Below are 19,575 nucleotides of genomic sequence, written 5' to 3'. Positions count from 1 at the left end.
ATGAGCGAGCTTTTCATCGACGGCGAATGGGCCGCCGGCACAGGACCCGCATTCGCGTCGCGCAACCCGGGTACCGGCGCGACGGTGTGGGAAGGCAATAGCGCATCGGCGGACGACGTCGATCGTGCAGTGCGCAGCGCGCGCCGTGCGTTCGCGGCGTGGTCGGCCTTGAGCCTCGACGAACGTTGCGGCGTGGTGCGCCGCTTCGCCGCGCTCGTGACGGAACGCAAGGAAGCGCTTGCCGAAGCGATTGGCCGCGAGACCGGCAAACCGCTGTGGGAAGCGCGCACTGAAGCCGCTTCGATGGCGGCGAAGGTCGAGATTTCGATTCAGTCGTATAACGAGCGCACCGGTGAAAAGCGTTCGCCGATGGCTGACGGCACCGCCGTGCTTCGGCATCGTCCGCATGGTGTGGTGGCGGTGTTCGGGCCGTATAACTTCCCGGGGCACCTGCCGAACGGGCATATCGTGCCGGCATTGATCGCGGGTAACGCGGTGGTGTTCAAGCCGTCGGAACTCGCGCCGGGCGTGGCGGCACTCACGGTGCAGATCTGGCGCGATGCGGGATTGCCCGCCGGCGTGTTGAACCTTGTGCAAGGCGAAAAAGAGACGGGCATTGCGCTCGCCAACCATCGGCAGATCGACGGCTTGTTCTTCACGGGTAGTTCGGATACCGGAACGTTGCTGCACAAGCAATTCGGTGGCCGTCCGGAGATCGTGCTGGCGCTGGAGATGGGCGGCAACAATCCGCTCGTGATCGGACCGGTGGCGGATGTCGACGCGGCCGTGCATCACACGATTCAATCGGCGTTTCTGTCGGCAGGGCAGCGTTGCACATGCGCGCGCCGTATCTTCGTACCGAACGACGCGTTCGGTGACCGCTTTGTAGCGCGCCTGACGGAAGTGACGTCGCGCATCAGCGTCGGCGAATACAACGCCGATCCGCAGCCGTTCATGGGCGCGGTGATTTCCGCGCGTGCGGCATCGCGTCTGGTCGCGGCCCAGGAGCGTCTCCTGGCCGACGGCGCGAAAGCACTGCTGAAAATGGAGCAGCGCGATCCGAAACTCGGCTTTGTCACGCCCGCGATTCTCGACGTGACCGCCGTGAAGGATCTGCCGGACGAAGAGCATTTCGGACCGTTGGCACAGATCATTCGCTACAGCACGTTCGACGAAGCTTTGGAAAAAGCCAACGATACCGAGTTCGGTCTTTCCGCCGGCCTGCTCGCCGACGACGAAGCCCTGTGGACGCATTTCCAGCGCACCATTCGCGCGGGTATCGTCAACTGGAACCGGCCGACCAACGGTGCGTCGTCGGGCGCGCCGTTCGGCGGTCCGGGACGTTCGGGCAATCACCGGCCGAGCGCGTTCTATGCTGCCGACTACTGCGCGTACCCGATGGCGTCCGTCGAAAGCGCGCAACTGCAAATGCCCGCGAGCGTTTCGCCGGGCCTTCAATTCTAAGGATCGACGATGCAAGCCACTGAAGCCAATTTCGACGGTCTCGTCGGCCCGACCCACAATTACGCCGGGCTCTCGTTCGGCAACGTTGCGTCGCAGAACAACGAGAAGTCGGTCGCAAATCCGAAGGCCGCTGCCAAGCAGGGCCTGCGCAAGATGAAGCAGTTGGCCGATCTCGGCTTTCATCAAGGTGTGTTGCCGCCGCAGGAACGTCCCTCGATGCGTCTGTTGCGTGAACTCGGTTTTTCGGGCGACGACGCGACGGTGATCGCGCGCGTGGCCAAGGACGCGCCCGAGTTGCTGGCCGCCGCAAGTTCGGCTTCGGCGATGTGGACCGCGAATGCGGCGACGGTGAGTCCCTCAGCCGACACGCACGACGGCCGTGTGCACTTCACGCCGGCCAACTTGTGCAGCAAGCTGCATCGTGCGATCGAACATGAATCGACGCGCCGTACCTTGCGTGCGATTTTCAGCGACGCCGATCGTTTCGCGGTGCATGAAGCGCTGCCCGGCACGCCGGCACTCGGCGACGAAGGCGCGGCGAATCACACGCGTTTCTGCTCGGAATACGGCACACATGGCGTCGAATTCTTCGTGTATGGCCGCAGCGAATATCGCCGTGGACCGGAGCCGAAGCGTTTTCCCGCACGTCAGACCTTCGAGGCGAGCCGCGCGGTCGCGCATCGTCACGGCCTGGCAGAAGCGGCCACGGTGTACGCACAGCAAAACCCCGACGTGATCGACGCGGGCGTGTTCCATAACGACGTGATCGCGGTCGGCAACCGCAATACGCTGTTTTGCCACCAACTCGCGTTCGTCGAACAGAAGGCGGTGTACGACGAACTGCGCACGAAGCTCTCCGGGCTGAAGGCGGAGTTCAACGTGATCGAAGTGCCCGACGCGCAAGTGAGCGTGTCCGACGCGGTCACGTCGTATCTGTTCAACAGCCAGTTGCTGACGCGCCCGGACGGCAAGCAGGTTCTGGTGGTGCCGCAGGAATGCCGCGAGAACGAGCGCGTGGGCGCCTATCTGGACGATCTGACCTCGCACACCGGTCCGATCGATGACGTGCTCGTGTTCGATCTGCGCGAAAGCATGAAGAACGGCGGCGGCCCGGCATGTTTGCGGCTGCGCGTGGTGCTGAACGATGCGGAGCGCGCGGCAGTGACGTCTGGCGTGTGGATCAACGACAAGCTGTTCGGCCGCCTCGATACGTGGATCGAAAAGCACTATCGCGATCGTCTTGCACCGTCTGATCTGACCGATCCGCAACTGCTCGCCGAGTCGCGCACCGCGCTCGATGAACTGACGCAGATTCTCGGCCTGGGTTCGCTGTATGACTTCCAGCGCTGAGCACGGCATGCCGGTTTCGATGCTCGACGATTTCCTCGCCTACACGTTGGCGGGAACGCGGCCTGGCGCGCAGGAAACGCAGGGTGCGTGCGGCAACAATGCCAACGCCGTGCGCTGGTCATGGCTCGACGACGGCGTGCTGCTCATGGAGCCCGCGGTGCGGAATGAAGGCATCCGCAGTGTGCTCGTCTCTGCCGGCGTGCATGGCGATGAAACCGCGCCAATTGAACTGCTGTCGTATCTCGTGCGCGATATCGCACGAGGCGATGCCGCGCTGTCGTGTCGCCTGCTGGTGATTCTCGGCAACGTCGACGCCATGCGCGACGCGTGCCGCTATCGTGACGACGATCTGAACCGCCTCTTCAGCGGACGTCACGAGCAGGTGCCGCACAGCCACGAAGCGCCGCGCGCGGCGGCGTTGGAGCGTGCGGCAACGCAGTTCTTTGCCGCGGCGTCGCAGGAGCCGGGCGCCCGTTGGCACGTCGACATGCATACGGCGATCCGCCCCTCGGCTTTCGAGCAATTCGCCTTGTTGCCGCACACCGGCAAGCCGTTTTCGCGCGCCATGTTCGAGTGGCTCGGCGAAGCGCGCATCAGCGCCGTCCTGCTTCATACGACTAAGGGCAACACCTATTCGCACTTCACCGCGCATGCATGTGGCGCCGAAGCGTGCACGCTCGAACTCGGCAAGGTGCGCCCCTTCGGACAGAACGATCTGACGCGTTTCGCCGGTGCGGACGAAGCGGTGCGTCATCTGCTGGCCGGCACAAAGAACGGCAACGCGCCCGCGGCAATGCCGCGCGTGTTCACCGTGATCGACCAGCTCACCAAGCAGAGCGAGGCATTCGAATTGCTGGTGGCCGCGGACGTGCCGAATTTCACGCCCTTCGTGAAAGACACCGTGCTCGCACGCGACGGCGATTATCGCTACACCGTGCGTCACGATGAGGAACGTCTCGTGTTTCCGAACGCAACGGTCAAGCCCGGTTTGCGCGCGGGTTTGCTGGTGGTCGAGACGACGCAGGACACGCTGTCCGGTCTCGTTTAGACGCATCGTTGCAGAGCAGAACGTTGCGCGCCTTTGCGCGCAACGTCTCATCCCAGACCGCTTACGCGGCCTGCGTCGTGGTCTCCCTGACCAGTCCTTCCGCCACCATCGCCTCACGTACCTTCGGCCGCGCTGCCACGCGGGCCAGATACGCGCTGAGCTGCGGATACGGGCCTAGATCCACCGACAGCATCCTGGCCCAGCTCAACACCGTGAATGCGTACGCATCGGCGACAGAGTATTGTCCCGTGAGATAGTCGCGTGACGTGAGTACACCCTCGAGTTCGTTAAAGCGTGTAGCGAGTTTCACGCGGCATTCGAGCTTCGTCGATTCGGCTGTCTCCTGATGCCAGAGCCATGGGCTGAAGGTCTTGTGCAATTCCGTGCTGATATAGGTGAGCCATGCGACCGCTTCGAACCGTTGCGGCGTTCCAGCGGGCGGTAGCAGCGCGCGCTCCGGCGCAAGATCGGCGATGTATTGCAACAGCGCAGCGCCCTCGGTATGGCGCGAGCCGTCGTCGAATTCGACGAGTGGCACATAGCCGCGCGGCGAGATCGCGTAGTAGTCGTCGCCATTGGCGAGCTTGTGCGTTTGCAAATTGACCTTGATGGTGTCGAAGTCGAGTCCGGCTTCGCGCAATGCAATGTGAACGGCCAGCGAGCAGGCGCCCGGTGAGTAATAGAGTTTCATGGTGTCACCGCTATAAACGAGAGTGAAGTCCCGGCAGGTGCCGGTGGCAAGGCTCGTCGGCCGACAAGTCGATGTGGTAAAAGTAGCCCGGATCGCGTTCAGAATAAACAGGCGGCTTGCCAAACCATGCGTGCAAAAACGCAATACGAACTGACTTCGGCGGATACCCAGACCATTCTTGCGCTGGTGCGCGCCGGCACGCTGGCCGAGGCCGCGCAGCGTCTGGGGATCGATGCCTCGACGATTTTTCGCTCGGTGCAGCGGATCGAACGCGGGCTCGGGCAGCGTCTGTTCGAGCGTTCGCGCAGCGGTTATCGCGCGACGCCGCTCGGTGCGCAACTGGCGCGTCACGCCGAGCGGATCGAAAGCGAGCTGGCGGCCGCGCGCTCGACCGTGCAGGCGAGCAGTGACCGCGTCAGCGGCGCGGTTCACGTGACGACCACCGATACCGTGCTCTACGGTCTCCTGCTGCCCGCGCTGCATGATTTCGCGGCGCTGCATCCGGCGCTGTCGTTCGAATTGACTGCCACCAATAGTCTCGCGAGCCTGACCAAACGCGACGCTGATATTGCCGTGCGCGCTACGCGCCGCGCGCCGGATCATCTGGTCGGCAAGCATGTAGGCCCGCTGCGTATCGCCGTGTTTGCCGCGAAGGCGAGCGGTATCCGGGCGAGCGACGCCGATGCGTTGTCGCGCTGCGATTGGGCGGCGCCGGACAGTTCGCTCGGCGATCATCCTTCGGTTCTGTGGCGCAAGCGCCATTGTCCGACGGTCGAGCCACGCTACAAGACCAATAGCGTGATGGCGGTGTTCGAACTGGTGGTGCGCGGTTTCGGCGTCGGCATCTTTCCCACCTTCCTCGCGCGTGAGCGCGACGATCTCGTGCAACTGACCCCGCCGCTCGACGAAGCGGAATCGCAGGTGTGGGTGCTGGCGCATCCCGAGTCGCGTCATCTGCCGCATGTCGCGGCGGTCTACACGCATCTGTCGCAGCGGCTCGGCAGCGATTTCGCAGCCGGCGACGGCGCGGTCTGACGTGCATCACACAGCGTGCCGGCTTGCGTGAGCGCGACACGAAGTTGCACCTTTAAGCGCGCGTTACCTGGTTCGGCAAACGAGCTTGGCAAAGGGGCGCCCACAGGGCCGCCTGCAGGACCGCGATTCGAAGCCTGTACAATCCCGCCCTCGCGGCTGTTGCGCTGCACCACACTGGCCGCACGAGTTTGAATCGCATTTTTGGCGCGGCAATCATGCTCGCCCGGATTCGGCTCCGTCTTATTCAATACCGTAGAGGAACACCCGTAATGAAGATGAATTGGCGAAACATGGCTGCGCTCGCGCTGTTCGCGACGGCAACGGTAGCGGCAGGGTCCGCGTCGGCAGCGGATATCAAGGAAGTGCGCTTCGGTGTCGAGGCGTCGTATGCGCCGTTCGAATCAAAGTCGCCGTCGGGCGAGCTGCAAGGTTTCGATATCGACATCGGCAATGCTGTGTGTGCAAAGCTGAAGGCGAAATGCGTGTGGGTCGAGAATTCGTTCGACGGCCTGATTCCGGCGCTTGAAGCGCGCAAGTTCAACGCGATCAACTCGGACATGACGATCACGGAACAGCGCCGCCAGGCCATCGACTTCACCGATCCGATCTACACGATCCCGAATCAGATGATCGCGAAGAAGGGCAGCGGTCTGCTGCCTACGCCGGCCTCGCTCAAGGGTAAGCACGTCGGCGTGCTGCAAGGCACGATTCAGGAAACGTATGCGAAGGCGCGCTGGGCGCCGGCTGGCGTCGACGTCGTGCCGTATCAGACGCAGGACCAGATCTACGCCGACCTCGCATCGGGCCGTCTTGACGCCGCGTTCCAGGACGCGGAAGCGGCTTCGAAGGGCTTTCTGAAGAAGCCGCAAGGCGCAGGCTTCGACTTCGCGGGCCCGGCAGTCAGCGATGAGAAGCTGCTCGGCGCGGGCGTGGGCTTTGGCCTGCGCAAGGGCGACAAGGCGTTGAAGGACGCGGTGAACCAGGCGCTCAAGGAACTGAAGGCCGACGGCACGATCGACCGCTTCGCCGCGAAGTACTTCGACGTGAAGGTTGTGTTGAAGTAAGGCGTTGGGTGTTTTGCCTGAATGGTTTTGCTTGAAGCAACCGGCCGCTTGATGCGGCCGGTTGTCTTTTGAGGCTGTCAGCGAACGTTCGCTTCAGGCTGCTCGAGATAGTCGAACACCACTTCACCGAGTCCTAGCGTCAGATCGGCAATCAGATGCCGCGCCTCGACGATTTCGAGCACCGGCAATTCCGCGACCGGCGCCAGAGCATGGTGTGCCAGTTCGAGCGAAGCGGGACCCGTCCATGCACCTTTGAGGGTGATGTCTTGCAGGTAGTAGCGCACCAGTTCGCAAATGCGCGGTGTGCCGTCCACGTGCGGAATGACTTTCAGCAGGAAGTTCGGCGTCTCCAGACGCTTCTGCTGCTGCGCGAGATCCAGTTGCCGATGCTTGTAGCCCATCGTGCCGGTGGCGATGCGCACGGGGCCGTAATCGAGTGTGCCGAGGAGTGTGTCGGTATGGACTTCCAGCACCGGCGAGGCGAGCTTCTTCGGAAAGCCCCACAATTCGCGGCCGCCGGCGATCGGCGGATGATCGTCCAGATACATCGCCAGCGTGTAACCACCTGCCACGCCGTTGTACGACACCGGGATCACCTGACCGCTTTCCGTGTAGTCGCCGAAGCCGGTCGAATCCGGCATGCGAATAAATTCGTAATGGACGAGCGGCTCGCCGATCTGCAGCGGCTCGGGCACCACGGCGCGCAGTTTGTCCGGATCGGTGCGGTAAGTGATGATCAGAAATTCCCGGTCGACGAAACGATACGGACCCATCGGAAACGCCGGGCTCGTGATCGGCATCGCGAAGGCATTTGACAGCACGCTTTTGACGTCCATGATTTTCCTTGGTGGTTAAAGGCTGTGGTGGAACGCTTTTGCACTGCACAAGAGTATCGTCGATTCTTTCCTTCTCTTCAGCCAGACTGGTTGCCAATTATTTCAAGATATTGCGGCGCTGACATGTCCGGGCGCATCGGCCTGCGCTAAAATCGGCAGGCACACCGCACGCGCAAAGGGTCTCGGGGCCTGGATGGGCGCGATTGGTGCAGCAAAAACCAAAATACAGCAGGAAGCGCCCGGGCGGCGCTTAGCGGGGGACCAGAATGACCACCATCGCAATCGAGAATCCCAGCCATACGGGGGCTGCGGACGATGCGCAACTGAATGCCAGCTTCGCGCGCCAGCCGATTCTGAATCGGGACGGCATGCTATGCGGCTATGAGATCAAGGTGCGCGTGCCGGAGTTGCCGGTGGGCGCCGACTCCGAAGCGGGCGCAGCATCGCCTGGCGATCCGGCTGCGGATGCGTTGCCGGGCCGCGCGCCCGATCCGGCGCAACTCGTCGCGCGAGCCGTGATTCGCGGTTTGATGCAGGGCAATGTGCGCGGTGCGCTCACCGGGCATCCCGCTTACGTCGACGTAAGCCGCGAGATGCTGTTCGACGATTCGATCCAGCATCTGCCCACTGACCGCTTCATGTTCGAATTGTCGCCGTCGATCCTGGTCGACGATGCGCTGATTGAGCGCATCGTTCAATTGCACGGCCGGCGCTATCGCTTCGTACTCGACGAAGTGACGCAGCCCGATGAAACGTTTGCGAAGCTGCTGCCCTACGCGGAAGTCGTCAAGATCGATTTCACACGGGCGTCGAAAGCGCTGTTGCCCAAATTGACGAGCGTGCTCAAGTCCGCGGGCAAGCTGCTGATCGCGCTGGGTCTCGATGCACAGAGCGATTTCGAAGAGGCGCATGGTCTCGGTTTCGACCGCTTCCAGGGCTACTTCTTCGCGCGTGCGCAGACCTCGACGACGCGGCGTGTCAGCGCGCCGCGGCATGCATTGCTGAATCTGCTGCAACTGCTGTCGGGCGACCCGACCGTCGCGCAACTCGAAGCCGAACTCAAGCTGAATCCGGTGCTGGTCATGCATCTGATGAAGCTCGCGAATTCGAGCGGCTTGGCTGTCGGCCACAAGGTCACGACGCTGCGCGAAGCGATCAATGCGACCGGCACGAACCGGATTGCGCGCTGGACGCAATTGCTGTTGTACGCGGACGGCCGCAAGGTTGCGCTAGAGGACGATCCCCTGCTGCAACTCGCGGCGACGCGGGCGCGCTTCATGGAACTGGCGATCGAGCGTTTGCCCGAAGCGGGGCGTGACGAAGCCGATGCGGCGTTTCTGACTGGCGTGTTTTCGTTTGTCGATGCGGTGTTCGGCGGCTCGCTCGAAAGCACGCTGAATGTGCTGACGCTATCGCGGCCGATTCAGGCGGGGATTCTGCATCGGCAAGGCGTGTTGGGGTTGTTGCTGACCGCGGTCGAAGAGCTTGAGCGCGGGGCGTGGGATGAACTCGATGCCTTGTGCGCGCGCTTGCAGCCGTTGACGGTGGAAGAGATCGCGCTGCTGGGGTTGGCGGCGGGGGCGTGGGCCGGCGTTGCGGATCGGAGTGCGGAGGGGTTGGAGCGGATTGAGGATTGAGGGGGAGGGTTGAATCAAAGGCCGGCATGCTGCGCGTGCCGGCCTTTGCACATCTGCGATTCTCGATTTAGGGCAAACACAAAACAGGTGAGAGTGAAGCACCGTGATCAACGATCACGCCACGTCTTCACATCATCTCCATTGCCTGCATCTGCCCCAGGCCAAAAAAACGTCCTAACTCCTTGGCTAACTCATTCAACGCGCTCATTTCCTTCTGGGATATTCGGCGTGGCTCCTGCGTATGAGACCAGTCGCCATATAGCAGCGCCACCGTCTGATCGGTGTCGTCGACTACCGGCAGCAGCACGAAGGCGCGGGCATCGTCGAACGAACGGCGGAACCACTCCGGTAGCCGCGCGACCATCTTCGGGTCACGTGCGTTCTCGATGAAAATGCCGACCGAGTTCGCGATCGCGAGATGAAACACGTCGGGTTCGAAGGCGGTGTTGAACGACAGCTTCGGCAACGCCGCGTCGATCTTCGGACCGAGTCCGAGGCGCGCCTTGAAGGTGCCGTTGCTGTGCTTGACGAACACCACCGTGCGCGCAAAGCCGAGCGCCGCCAGCACGGTTTCCGCGGCCAGCGCAAGGGCCGGCGCGAGCGCGCTGCCGTCGGGCAGGCCGCGCAGATCGCCCACCCCTGCCGCGATACGCGCTTCCGGATTGAGTGCCTCGCGCGCGATTGCGTCCGCGTTGGCGCGCAATTCCACGATCTCGCGCATCACGCCGTCGCCGCCCTCTTCACGGGCGAGCGCGATGCTCATTCCTTGCAGCACGTCCGGATCGGTATTCAGTGCGTGGCTGTATTCCTGCGCCAGTTCTGCGATGCGTTCTTCGCGCTCCCAGTCCGGCATGTTCTGCTGGGTCAGCACGTCGGCGACCGCCGTCGAATAGTTGGTGATGGCGCGCAGCCACTGCACCTGGCGCGGCTGCTCGACGTCCAGCGGATCGAACTCGCCCATGCCGGAGCGGATCATGTCCGGCAGGCGCCAGCGGACCGCGGCTTCGGCGCCGATTTCGTCGAACGTGACGCCGAGCACCAGCACGCAGGCATCGGCTTCGAGAGCGCCGTCGTCGATATGGCGGCGGATCTGATCCCACTCGGCGTCGAGATAGAACACCACCAGCAGCTTGCCGATCTGCCGCATCAGCGTGCAGACCACGGCTTCCTCGCCGGCGCGCAGATCGCCGCGCTCAGTGAGCTTGCGGGCGACGCAGCCTGACAGCAGCGTGCGGTTCAATTCGAGTTTCGCGTCGATGCGGCGCGGCGCGCTGTGATGAAAGTGATCGACGATTTTCAGGCCGACCACCAGATGGCCGACTGCGTCCATGCCGAGCACCATCAGTGCGCGCGACACGGTGGTGATGTTGCCGCCAAACGCCATATACATGGCCGAGTTGGCCAGCCGCAGCACTTTTTGCGTCAACGCGAAATCCGACAACACGACCTGCACGAGGCCGGTGAAGTCGAGGTCGTCGTTGTTCATCGCCGCCATGGTGGTGCGCAACGACTGCGACAGCATGGGGAAATCGCCGCGCTCGCTCATTCGCGTCCAGAGCCGGTCGAGCACCGCCGCCTTTACCATGTGAGTCCCGCCAAAGCCATACATGTTCCAATGAGTGCCACACCGGCACGAGGCCGGCATCTTCCGCAGCGCACGAAGTTTGCCCGCGTCATTATGCGGTGTGCAAATGAAGCGTGCGCGCTTCGAAACGTTGTGCAAGTTCGTCGGACGGCAACGCCTTGCAGACGAGCCATCCCTGAATGTGGTCGCATCCCATCTCGGTGAGCAGGCTGCGTTGCGCTTCCGTTTCGACGCCCTCGGCAACCAGCTCGAGATCGAGCGTTTGTGCGAGCCCGACGACCGCGCTAACGATTGCCTGATCGTTCCGGGAGGTTAGCAGATTCTCGACAAAACTCCGGTCGATCTTGAGCTTGGCCAGAGGGAATCGTTGCAGGTAAGCCAGACTCGAATAGCCGGTGCCGAAATCGTCGACGGCAAAGCGGATGCCCATCGCCGTCAATTCTTCCAGCAAACCCTTGGCATGCGCCGGGTCGTGCATCAGCAGGCTTTCGGTGATCTCGAACACGAGGCGGCGCGGATCGATGCCCGTCAATTCGATCGCTTCGCGCACGCTGTCCTTGAACCGCGGATCGCGGAACTGCTGCGGCGACACGTTGACGGCGACGTATTGCAACGAGATGCCCCGCGCGTCCCACTGGATCAGCTGCATGCAGGCAACCTTCAACACCCAGTTGCCGAGGAAGTTGATCAGGCCGATCGATTCCGCGAGCGGAATGAACATCGAAGGAGGCACGAGGCCGTGCACGGGATGCGACCAGCGGATCAGCGCTTCGACACCGACCACGCCGTGCGTGCGGCTGCTCGTGATCGGCTGGAAGTGCAGCGAGAACTCGCCGTTGCGCACGCCGTCGTAGAGATCGGCCTCCAGCTTCAGGCGCTCGGCGTCGGCGGGGTTGTCGTCCGGTACGTAGAAGGCGAGCGTGTTGCCGCCGGCCGCCTTCGCCTGCAGCAAGGCGTGATCGGCCCAGCGCAGCAGGTGAGTGTCGTGGGCGGCGTCGTCGTTGGCGTGGCGCACGTCGGGGTAGAGCGCAATGCCGATGCTTGCCGACAGGTGCACCTGTTGGCCGTTGAAAACGTACGGTTGCTGGATCGCGGTCAGCAGGCGGCGCGCCAGCGCTTCGGCCGCGGCGGCGGCGTCGGTGCGGCTCGCGGCGGGTTTCACCAGGATCGCGAACTCGTCGCTGGCGACACGCGCCACCGTCTCGTTCGGGCTCGTCATATTCAATAGACGCCGCGCCGTGTCGCGCAACATCTCGTCGCCGGCATCGTAGCCGAGCGCGCGGTTCACGCGCTGATAGTCGTCGAGGTCGAGCAGCAGTAGTGCGGCCGGTGTGCCGTGGGCGTCGGCCTGCTGCTGCGCGTCGAGCAGCGCGGGGATCAGCGCCGGCTGATTGGCCAGGTTGGTCAGGCGGTCCAGATGCAGCGCCTGGGTCAGGCGTTCCTCGGTGGCGCGCCAGGCGGATACGTCGAAGCCGGCGATCGCATAGCCTTCGACGCCGTCATGCAGGCTGCGTACCACGCGCAGTTCGACGGTGATCGGGTAGGTCAGTGACTTGATGAGGCCGAGCGTGGCCTTTTCGACGTTGCCCGTGGCGGTGGCGCGCGTCAGCAGCGCATCGAGGCGCGGCACGTCGGCGGGCGCCACGAGATCGTGCAGCGTGATGGTCTCGAGATACTCGCGGTGATAACCGATGAAGCGCAGGCTCGCGTCTGAAACATAAAGGAAGCGCAGGCTCTCATCGATGTGCGCCAGCAGGTCGACGGCGCCGACCACCTGTTCCAGTTGCGCAGCGCGGCTGACGCCGGCTTGCGGTTTGCCGGGGGCATGCCGGCCGAACGCACGAAACCGGTCGATGACCGTGCGCAAGGAGCCCCGGCGGGGCGCGGTGATCCTGTTCGCTTCCATGTTTGTCGCTGGCAACCTGTGTTCGTCTGCAGGCGGGGCGGCATACTGCCCGCCGTATTCGGGCGGTTGAGAGGTATCAGGCCGCCCCATCAGAACAAGATAACGACCCCCGGCGGAAAATCTTTAGCGCCTGCTGCAAAAAACAAATGGTAAGGAAGTGACGGCGTGGCCCGGCGGCGGCGCGAGGATGATTCAGTTAAAGTGGACTGGCTTCGTTTCCGTTAATACGTCAAACCTGCTGTGCAGTGCCGGCGATGACGACGCTGCGTAGCTTTCCGAACACTTGCACCGATGATCCATGTCTGAACGTCACTTTGTCAGGGCCACCCCCCGGCACATCGAGGTGATCGAACACGGTGCCGACGACGCCGACCCGGCATCCTCGGCACAGTTCGTTTATCTGGGACGCCAGCCGATTCTCGATCGCGATGGCGCGCTCAAAGCTTACGAATTACTGTTTCGATCCGGCGCGCATAACTACGCCGAAGTCAGCGACGACGCCCAGGCGACGGCGCAGGTCGTGGCTCGCGCGATCGGCGGGATTGGCGTGGCGGCCGTGCTGGGCCAGCACCGCGGCTTCGTTAATATCGACCGCGCGCTGCTCTTTAACGACATCGTCCATCTGATGCCGCCCGAGCGCTTCGTGCTCGAGATTCTCGAAACCGTCAAGTTCGATGCGCACCTGGCACGCCGGCTGACCGAATTGCGCCGCGCCGGCTTTCAGGTGGCGCTCGACGACGTCAGCGAACTGTCGGACGAGCTGCTCGCCGCGCTGCCGCACACCGACATCGTCAAGATCGACTTCCTGCTGACCGAGCGGTCCGCACTGGCCAAACTGGCGTCGACCGTCCGCAGCCATGGCAAAACACTGATCGCCGAGAAGGTCGAGACGCGCGAAGACTTTTTGCTGGCTCGCGACCTCGGCTTCGATCTGTTCCAGGGATACTTCTTCGCGCGGCCGCAGGTGCTGGCCGCGCCGCGCAATCGCTCGCCGCGCCCCGGTTTGCTGCGTTTGCTGGCGCTGTTGTCGCGCGATGCCGGGATTGTGGAGCTCGAAGCGGAGCTCAAGCAGAACCCGAGCGTGGTGGTGCAGCTGCTGCGTCTCGTCAATTCGAGCGCATTCGGGCTGGGGCGCAATATTGCCTCGCTGCGTGAGGCCATCATCGCCACCGGCACGCGGCAGATTGCGCGCTGGGCGCAACTGCTGTTGTATGCGGACAGCGGCGATCTGCCGTGGCGCGCCGATCCGCTGGTGCAGCTGGCCGGCACGCGCTCGCGCTTCATGGAATTGGCCGCGGGCTGCCTGCGCCCGTCCGATGACGATTTTGCCGACGCCGCTTTCATGACCGGCATTTTTTCTTTGGTCCACGTGGTGCTTGGCAGCACGCCGGCGGCTGTGCTCGAGAAACTCGGCCTTGCCCCGCAGATTCGTGAAGCGATTGTCACGCGCGGTGGTGCGCTCGGCACCTTGTTGCGGATTGCCGAAGCGGCCGGCGAGGGCGCCGATGCCGCGCTGATCGCGGTCAGTCCCGATGCGCCGGCCGGCTTCACGGCGCTGACGCCTGAGGTGCTGGCGGAGCTGAACCTGTCCGCTGCGGCATGGTTCGGCGCGCATATCGAAGAAGCCGCCTGATGCATCCTCCGAGCAGTTTCCGACGTACCTTGTCAGTACGTGTTTCAATAGCGTATTGAGGTTGCCGAGGTTCGGCTGAACGCCGTGACTTTGGCTTATTGCACTGACTGCGTGCATTAACGTTCCGAGGAGACTGCAGATGAAGAGAAAACTCATTCCGATGACGCTGGCGGCTGTCTTGTCGGTGGGATTCGCGATGCATTCGTTGACGGCTTCAGCCACGCTCAAACCGGGCGATGTCGCGCCGCCGTTTACCGCGGATGCTTCGCTGGGCGGCAAGACCTACACGTATTCTCTGGCCGACGAATTGAAGAAGGGGCCTGTGGTGCTGTATTTCTATCCGGCGGCTTTCACGAAGGGCTGCACGATCGAAGCCCACGAGTTTGCCGAAGCGGTTGACGAGTACAAGAAATATGGCGCGACGGTGATTGGCGTATCGCACGACAACATCGACACCTTGACGAAGTTTTCGGTGAGCGAATGCCGCAGCAAATTCCCGGTGGCGGCCGATGCCGATTCGAAGGTGATCGGCGCCTATGATGCCGGTATGCCGATGCATAGTTCGATGGCCAATCGTGTGTCGTACGTGATTGCGCCGGACGGCAAGATTATTTACGAGTACACGAGCCTGTCGCCGGAGAAGCACGTCGAGAATACGTTGAAGGCGGTGAAGGATTGGGCGGCTGCGCATAAGCAGCCATAACGGCTGGGGTTTGCGCGGCGGCGCGTTTTTCGCAATGGTTTTTTGCCATGAGGATCGGGCGTTGCTCGTGCTAGCCTGAGTTTTTTTGCCGGGTGAGTTTGCGATGCCGATTCTTGTAGCACTCATTGCGCTGATCGCGCTGGTATATGGCGCTGTGCGGGCGTTTTATGCCTTGCAGGCGGCTTTTGGGTTGGGTGTTGCTGTTGGGGTTGCTGTTTTTGTTGGGTTGCTTTTGATTGCTGCGGTTGGTTATTGGTGGCGGCGGCGGAAGGAGGTCGCTCCTAATGTTCGTGATGGTGATTGGACTCACGAACTTAATGGCACCTGGGGTTCGGTGCGGCTCGCTGCCGGTAAGCGGTTTTGTGAGGTTCGCCTTGGCGGCGAGCTAGGGGCTTATATTTTTGCCGATCTGCTTGGGGCTGAGGTGCGGTGCCATGATGGTCTATGGCAGGTTGCTTTGATGGTCAAAGACGCTAAGCATCAGGTTTGGGTTTTGCCCATGCTGGGCGAGCGGCAGGCTAAGCAGTGGAGGAGGATTTTTTTGCTTGCTGTTGGGCAGAGGCTTTAGGGTTCTTTTTTGCCTTTTGCGGCGGCATTTGGCCGTGTTCCTGGGGCTTTGGCCTTTCCTTGAATTGTTAGTGGTCTATTAGTGTTGCCCCTGTGCGGGGCGGCACTTACTTTCTTTGCCGCCGCAAAGAAAGATAAGCAAAGAAAGCGGCTAGAAGCCCCTGCTAAGTGGGCACCGTGGTCTGCTACCGGTAGTGGTGCGACTGGAATCTGTGTTCGTGCCGCTGCTTAGGCTTGTGACAAGGGCGTCATACTTCCGGCGGCGCTGCGCGCGCCGAAGAGCTGTTCATAAAACCGATCGCTACGTTTTGGCGCCCGCGTCTCGCCACCGGGCCGTGGCTCGTCATCGCACCGCCATATCATTTGAGGCGGGGTTCCCGGAAGAGTGCAGGGCGCGTCGCCGAGGCGAAGCCAACGGCCCCACAAACCAAAACCGAAGCCGGCGGTTTCCCATGCAGACCCGTCCGCGACGCACGCAGTGCGGAGTGGGAGCTGACGAATCCTTTGTCACTAGCGTGGAATGTGAGAGAACACGGATTCCAGTCGCACCACTACCCGTAGCAGACCACGGTGCCCACTTAGCAGGGGCTTCTAGCCGCTTTCTTTGCTTATCTTTCTTTGCGGCGGCAAAGAAAGTAAGTGCCGCCCCGCACAGGGGCAACGCTAATAGACCACTAACAATGCAAGGAAAGGCACCAAGGCCAGAGCCACGAACAACAAGCGCCGCGAAGGCAAAAAACCTCAAGACGCTGCCACTCCAGCCCGCCGCCCCTTGCGGCCCTCCCACCGAACCCGAATCCGATCCATATAAAGATAAACCACGGGAGTGGTATACAAAGTCAGCATCTGACTAACAATCAACCCACCCACAATAGCAATCCCCAGCGGAGCCCGAAGCTCCGCCCCTTCACCACTTCCAAAAGCCAACGGCAACGCCCCAAGCAGCGCGGCACAAGTCGTCATCATGATCGGCCGGAACCGCAACATACAAGCCTGATAAATCGCATCCTGCGACGACAACCCCTGCCGGGAGGCCTCAATGGCAAAGTCCACCATCATGATCGCGTTCTTCTTCACGATGCCGATCAGCAAGATCACCCCGATCAACGCAATGATGCTGAACTCAGTCTTGAACAGCAGCAAAGCCAGCAACGCCCCCACGCCCGCGGAGGGCAGGGTCGACAAAATCGTCAGCGGGTGGATATAGCTCTCGTACAACATCCCCAGCACGATATACACCGCCGCCAACGCGGCCAGAATCAGGATCGGCTGGTCGGACATCGACTGCTGGAACGCCTGGGCCGTGCCCTGGAAGCTGCCGTGGATCGTCCCCGGCATGCCGATCTGCGCCATCGTGTCGTAGATCGCCTGCGTCGCCGTCGATAAGGACACGCCCGGCGGCAGATTGAACGAAATCGTCGAGGCCACGAACTGGCTCTGGTGATTCACCGACAACGGCGTATTCCCCGGCCCGAAGCTCGCGATCGCCGACAACGGCACCATCGTTTCCTTCGAGGTCGATACGGCCGCGCCCGATGAAGCACTCGACTTGCCGCTCGCCGCAATCGAATTGATCGCCTGGTTGCGCGCGGAGTCGGCAGCGATGCTCGCCACGCTCGATGCCGTCGTGCCGGCTGTGCCGCCAGTCGTTGCGCTCGTGCTCGCTGTAGTCGTTGTCTGCGCGGTCACCGTGCCCGCCGGCGCGTTAGTGGTCTGCGCGCCGCTCGCGCTGCCGCCCGAAGTGCTGACGTAAATCTGTTTCAGCATGTCGGGACTCTGCCAGTACTTCGGCGCCACTTCCATCACGACGTGATACTGGTTCAACGGGTTGTAAATCGTCGAGACCTGGCGCTGGCCGAACGCGTCGTACAGGGTGTTGTCGATCTGCGCCGGCTTGATGCCAAGGCGCGAGGCAGTCGCGCGGTCGATCGTCACCATGGCCTCGAGGCCGCCTTGCTGCTGGTCGGAATTCACGTCGGCGAGTTCGGGGCGCGCCTGCAGCGCCTCAGTGAGCTTCGGTCCCCACAGATACAGGTCAGGCGTCGAATCGGCCAGCAGCGTGAACTGATACTGCGCGTTCGATTGTCGGCCGCCAACGCGAATGTCCTGCACCGCTTGCAGGAAAGTCCGCGCGCCGGCCACGTCGCCGAGCGGGGCGCGCAGTTGCTGGATCACCTGGTCGGCGGAGAGCTTGCGCTCGCTCTTCGGCTTCAGCGAAACGAACATGAAACCGGAGTTGGTCTGCCGGCCGCCGGTGAAACCCGCCACGCTGTCCACCGCAGGGTTCTTGCCGACGATTTCCATCATTTCCGAGAACTTGCCTTTCATCGCCTGGAACGACGTGCTCTGGTCGGCCTGGATGCCGCCGACCAGCCGGCCCGTGTCCTGCTGCGGAAAGAAGCCCTTCGGCACGATGATGTACAGCCAGATGTTCAGTCCGATGGTCGCGAGCAGAATCATCACGATCAGGCGCGGATGCCGCAGCGCCCAGCCAAGGGTGCGCTCATAACCGCGATGCATCGACATGAAGCCGCGTTCGAGCCAGAGACCGAAACGTCCTTCTTCCTGTTTCTCATGCGGCTCGCGCAGCAGGCGCGAACACATCATTGGCGTCAAGGTGAGCGAGACGATCAGCGACACGCCGATCGCGAGCGACAGCGTCAGCGCGAACTCGCGGAACAGCCGGCCGACAATGCCGCCCATCAGCAGAATCGGCAGGAACACGGCGACCAGCGAGATACTGATCGACAGCACCGTGAAGCCGACTTCGCGCGCGCCGAGGAAGGCGGCCTTCATGCGCGGCACGCCGTTCTCGATATGCCGTGAGATGTTCTCCAGCACCACGATCGCATCGTCGACCACGAAGCCGGTCGCGATCGTCAACGCCATCAGCGAGAGGTTGTCGATCGAAAAGCCCAGCATATACATTGCGCCGAACGTGCCGATGATCGAGATCGGCACGGCCACGCTTGGAATCAGCGTGGCGCGCCAGTTGCGCAGGAACAGGAACACCACCATCACCACCAGCGCCACCGCGATCATCAGCGTCCGCTCGGTGTCTTTCAGCGACGCGCGGATCGTCGTTGAGCGGTCGGCCGCGGGCGCGATGTCGACGTCGGCGGGCAGCGACGCGTGCAACTGCGGCAGCATGCCCATCACGCGGTCGATGGTGTCGATGATGTTCGCGCCGGGCTGGCGGTACAGGATCACCAGCACCGAACGCTTGCCGTTGAAGAGACCCAGGTTGCGCAGATCTTCGACCGAGTCGACCACCTCCGCGACGTCGGACAGTTTCACCGCCGCGCCGTTACGGTACGCGATGACCAGATCCTTATACTGCGACGCCTTGCTCGCCTGGTCGTTGGTGTAGATCTGCACTCGGTTCGGGCCGAATTCGATCGAGCCTTTCGGGCTGTTCGCATTGGCCGCGGCGAGCGCCGCGCGCACGTCTTCGAGACCGATGCCATAGTGGGAGAGGGCATTCGGTTCGAGTTCGACACGCACAGCCGGATTCGCCGAACCGCTCACATCCACTTCGCCAACGCCGTCCACCTGCGAGAGCGACTGCTGCAACACGGTGGCTGCCGAGTCGTACAACTGGCCGGCGGTCAGCGTCTTCGAGGTGAGCGCGAGAATCAGGATCGGCGCGTCGGCCGGATTCACCTTGTGGTACGTCGGGTTGCTGCGCAAGCTCGCCGGCAGATCGGCGCGCGCGGCGTTGATGGCCGCTTGCACGTCGCGCGCGGCGCCGTCGATGTCGCGGTTCAGACCGAACTGCAGCGTAATGCGCGTCGAGCCGACCGAGCTCTGCGAGGTCATTTCGGTGACGTCGGCGATCGAGCCGAGATGCCGTTCGAGCGGACTCGCCACGCTGGTCGCAACCGTGTCCGGGCTCGCGCCCGGCAGCGTCGCCTGCACCGAAATGGTCGGGAAATCGACCTGCGGCAGCGGCGCGACCGGCAGCTTGGTGAACGCGAAAATACCGGACAGCGCGATGCCGATCGCCAGCAGGGTGGTGGCGACCGGGCGGGAGATAAACGGACGCGACAGGTTCAT

General features: G+C 62.7%; 14 protein-coding genes. 9 read left to right on the top strand and 5 right to left on the bottom strand.

Going from position 1 to position 19,575, the window contains the following annotated elements; genetic code table 11:
• From astD to astE, 3 genes are read left to right on the top strand one after another with little or no spacing between them, the layout of a single operon-like run.
• Positions 1-1,464: a succinylglutamate-semialdehyde dehydrogenase gene (gene astD, locus KHO30_RS18760; protein WP_211701795.1), complete on the top strand. Its 1,464-nt coding sequence runs from the start codon at positions 1-3 to the stop codon at positions 1,462-1,464.
• Positions 1,465-1,473: 9 nt separating this feature from the next.
• Positions 1,474-2,814, top strand: coding sequence for an N-succinylarginine dihydrolase (gene astB / locus KHO30_RS18755; protein WP_211701794.1), 1,341 nt, complete (start codon positions 1,474-1,476; stop codon positions 2,812-2,814).
• Positions 2,798-3,862, top strand: coding sequence for a succinylglutamate desuccinylase (astE, locus tag KHO30_RS18750; RefSeq protein ID WP_244864075.1), 1,065 nt, complete (start codon positions 2,798-2,800; stop codon positions 3,860-3,862). The genes astB and astE overlap by 17 nt, the downstream gene beginning before the upstream one ends.
• A 61-nt stretch (positions 3,863-3,923) precedes the next feature.
• On the opposite strand, the gene gstA is transcribed toward astE, so the two are convergent.
• Positions 3,924-4,553, bottom strand: coding sequence for a glutathione transferase GstA (gstA, locus tag KHO30_RS18745; protein ID WP_200654404.1), 630 nt, complete (start codon positions 4,551-4,553; stop codon positions 3,924-3,926).
• Positions 4,554-4,679: 126 nt separating this feature from the next.
• On the opposite strand from gstA, the gene KHO30_RS18740 reads away from it, so the two are divergent.
• Positions 4,680-5,588 (top strand): LysR family transcriptional regulator, encoded by a 909-nt coding sequence (locus KHO30_RS18740; protein WP_093632276.1) that lies wholly within the window; start codon positions 4,680-4,682, stop codon positions 5,586-5,588.
• Positions 5,589-5,857: 269 nt separating this feature from the next.
• The gene (locus KHO30_RS18735; protein WP_211701793.1) at positions 5,858-6,652 is read left to right on the top strand and encodes an ABC transporter substrate-binding protein; all 795 of its coding nucleotides are present in this window, start codon (positions 5,858-5,860) and stop codon (positions 6,650-6,652) included.
• A 77-nt stretch (positions 6,653-6,729) separates the two neighbouring features.
• On the opposite strand, the gene KHO30_RS18730 is transcribed toward KHO30_RS18735, so the two are convergent.
• Entirely contained in the window at positions 6,730-7,488 is a 759-nt protein-coding gene (locus tag KHO30_RS18730; protein WP_200621525.1) for an acetoacetate decarboxylase, read from the bottom strand.
• A 266-nt stretch (positions 7,489-7,754) separates the two neighbouring features.
• Between KHO30_RS18730 and KHO30_RS18725 the strand changes: the two genes are divergently transcribed.
• Positions 7,755-9,125, top strand: a complete 1,371-nt coding sequence (locus tag KHO30_RS18725; protein WP_211701792.1) for an EAL and HDOD domain-containing protein — start codon at positions 7,755-7,757, stop codon at positions 9,123-9,125.
• Positions 9,126-9,252: 127 nt separating this feature from the next.
• On the opposite strand, the gene KHO30_RS18720 is transcribed toward KHO30_RS18725, so the two are convergent.
• Both KHO30_RS18720 and KHO30_RS18715 read right to left on the bottom strand, forming a co-directional pair.
• Positions 9,253-10,710: an HDOD domain-containing protein gene (locus KHO30_RS18720; RefSeq protein ID WP_093632284.1), complete on the bottom strand. Its 1,458-nt coding sequence runs from the start codon at positions 10,708-10,710 to the stop codon at positions 9,253-9,255.
• Positions 10,711-10,801: 91 nt separating this feature from the next.
• Positions 10,802-12,616 (bottom strand): putative bifunctional diguanylate cyclase/phosphodiesterase, encoded by a 1,815-nt coding sequence (locus KHO30_RS18715; RefSeq protein ID WP_054043040.1) that lies wholly within the window; start codon positions 12,614-12,616, stop codon positions 10,802-10,804.
• A 298-nt stretch (positions 12,617-12,914) separates the two neighbouring features.
• Between KHO30_RS18715 and KHO30_RS18710 the strand changes: the two genes are divergently transcribed.
• The 3 genes from KHO30_RS18710 (at position 12,915) to KHO30_RS18700 (ending at position 15,520) form a co-directional block, all read left to right on the top strand.
• The gene (locus tag KHO30_RS18710) at positions 12,915-14,249 is read left to right on the top strand and encodes an EAL and HDOD domain-containing protein (protein ID WP_211701791.1); all 1,335 of its coding nucleotides are present in this window, start codon (positions 12,915-12,917) and stop codon (positions 14,247-14,249) included.
• Positions 14,250-14,388: 139 nt separating this feature from the next.
• The gene (locus tag KHO30_RS18705) at positions 14,389-14,952 is read left to right on the top strand and encodes a peroxiredoxin (RefSeq protein WP_175053312.1); all 564 of its coding nucleotides are present in this window, start codon (positions 14,389-14,391) and stop codon (positions 14,950-14,952) included.
• A 103-nt stretch (positions 14,953-15,055) separates the two neighbouring features.
• Positions 15,056-15,520, top strand: coding sequence for a hypothetical protein (locus KHO30_RS18700; RefSeq protein ID WP_211701790.1), 465 nt, complete (start codon positions 15,056-15,058; stop codon positions 15,518-15,520).
• A 740-nt stretch (positions 15,521-16,260) separates the two neighbouring features.
• Here the strand turns inward: KHO30_RS18700 and KHO30_RS18695 are convergent.
• The gene (locus tag KHO30_RS18695; RefSeq protein ID WP_200622470.1) at positions 16,261-19,575 is read right to left on the bottom strand and encodes an efflux RND transporter permease subunit; all 3,315 of its coding nucleotides are present in this window, start codon (positions 19,573-19,575) and stop codon (positions 16,261-16,263) included.

The sequence above is a fragment of the Paraburkholderia aspalathi genome (genome assembly GCF_905220735.1).
In the GTDB taxonomy this organism is placed as follows: domain Bacteria; phylum Pseudomonadota; class Gammaproteobacteria; order Burkholderiales; family Burkholderiaceae; genus Paraburkholderia; species Paraburkholderia aspalathi.
Note: the sequence above shows the minus strand (reverse complement) of the source record. Positions and strands in the feature narration are given on the sequence as shown.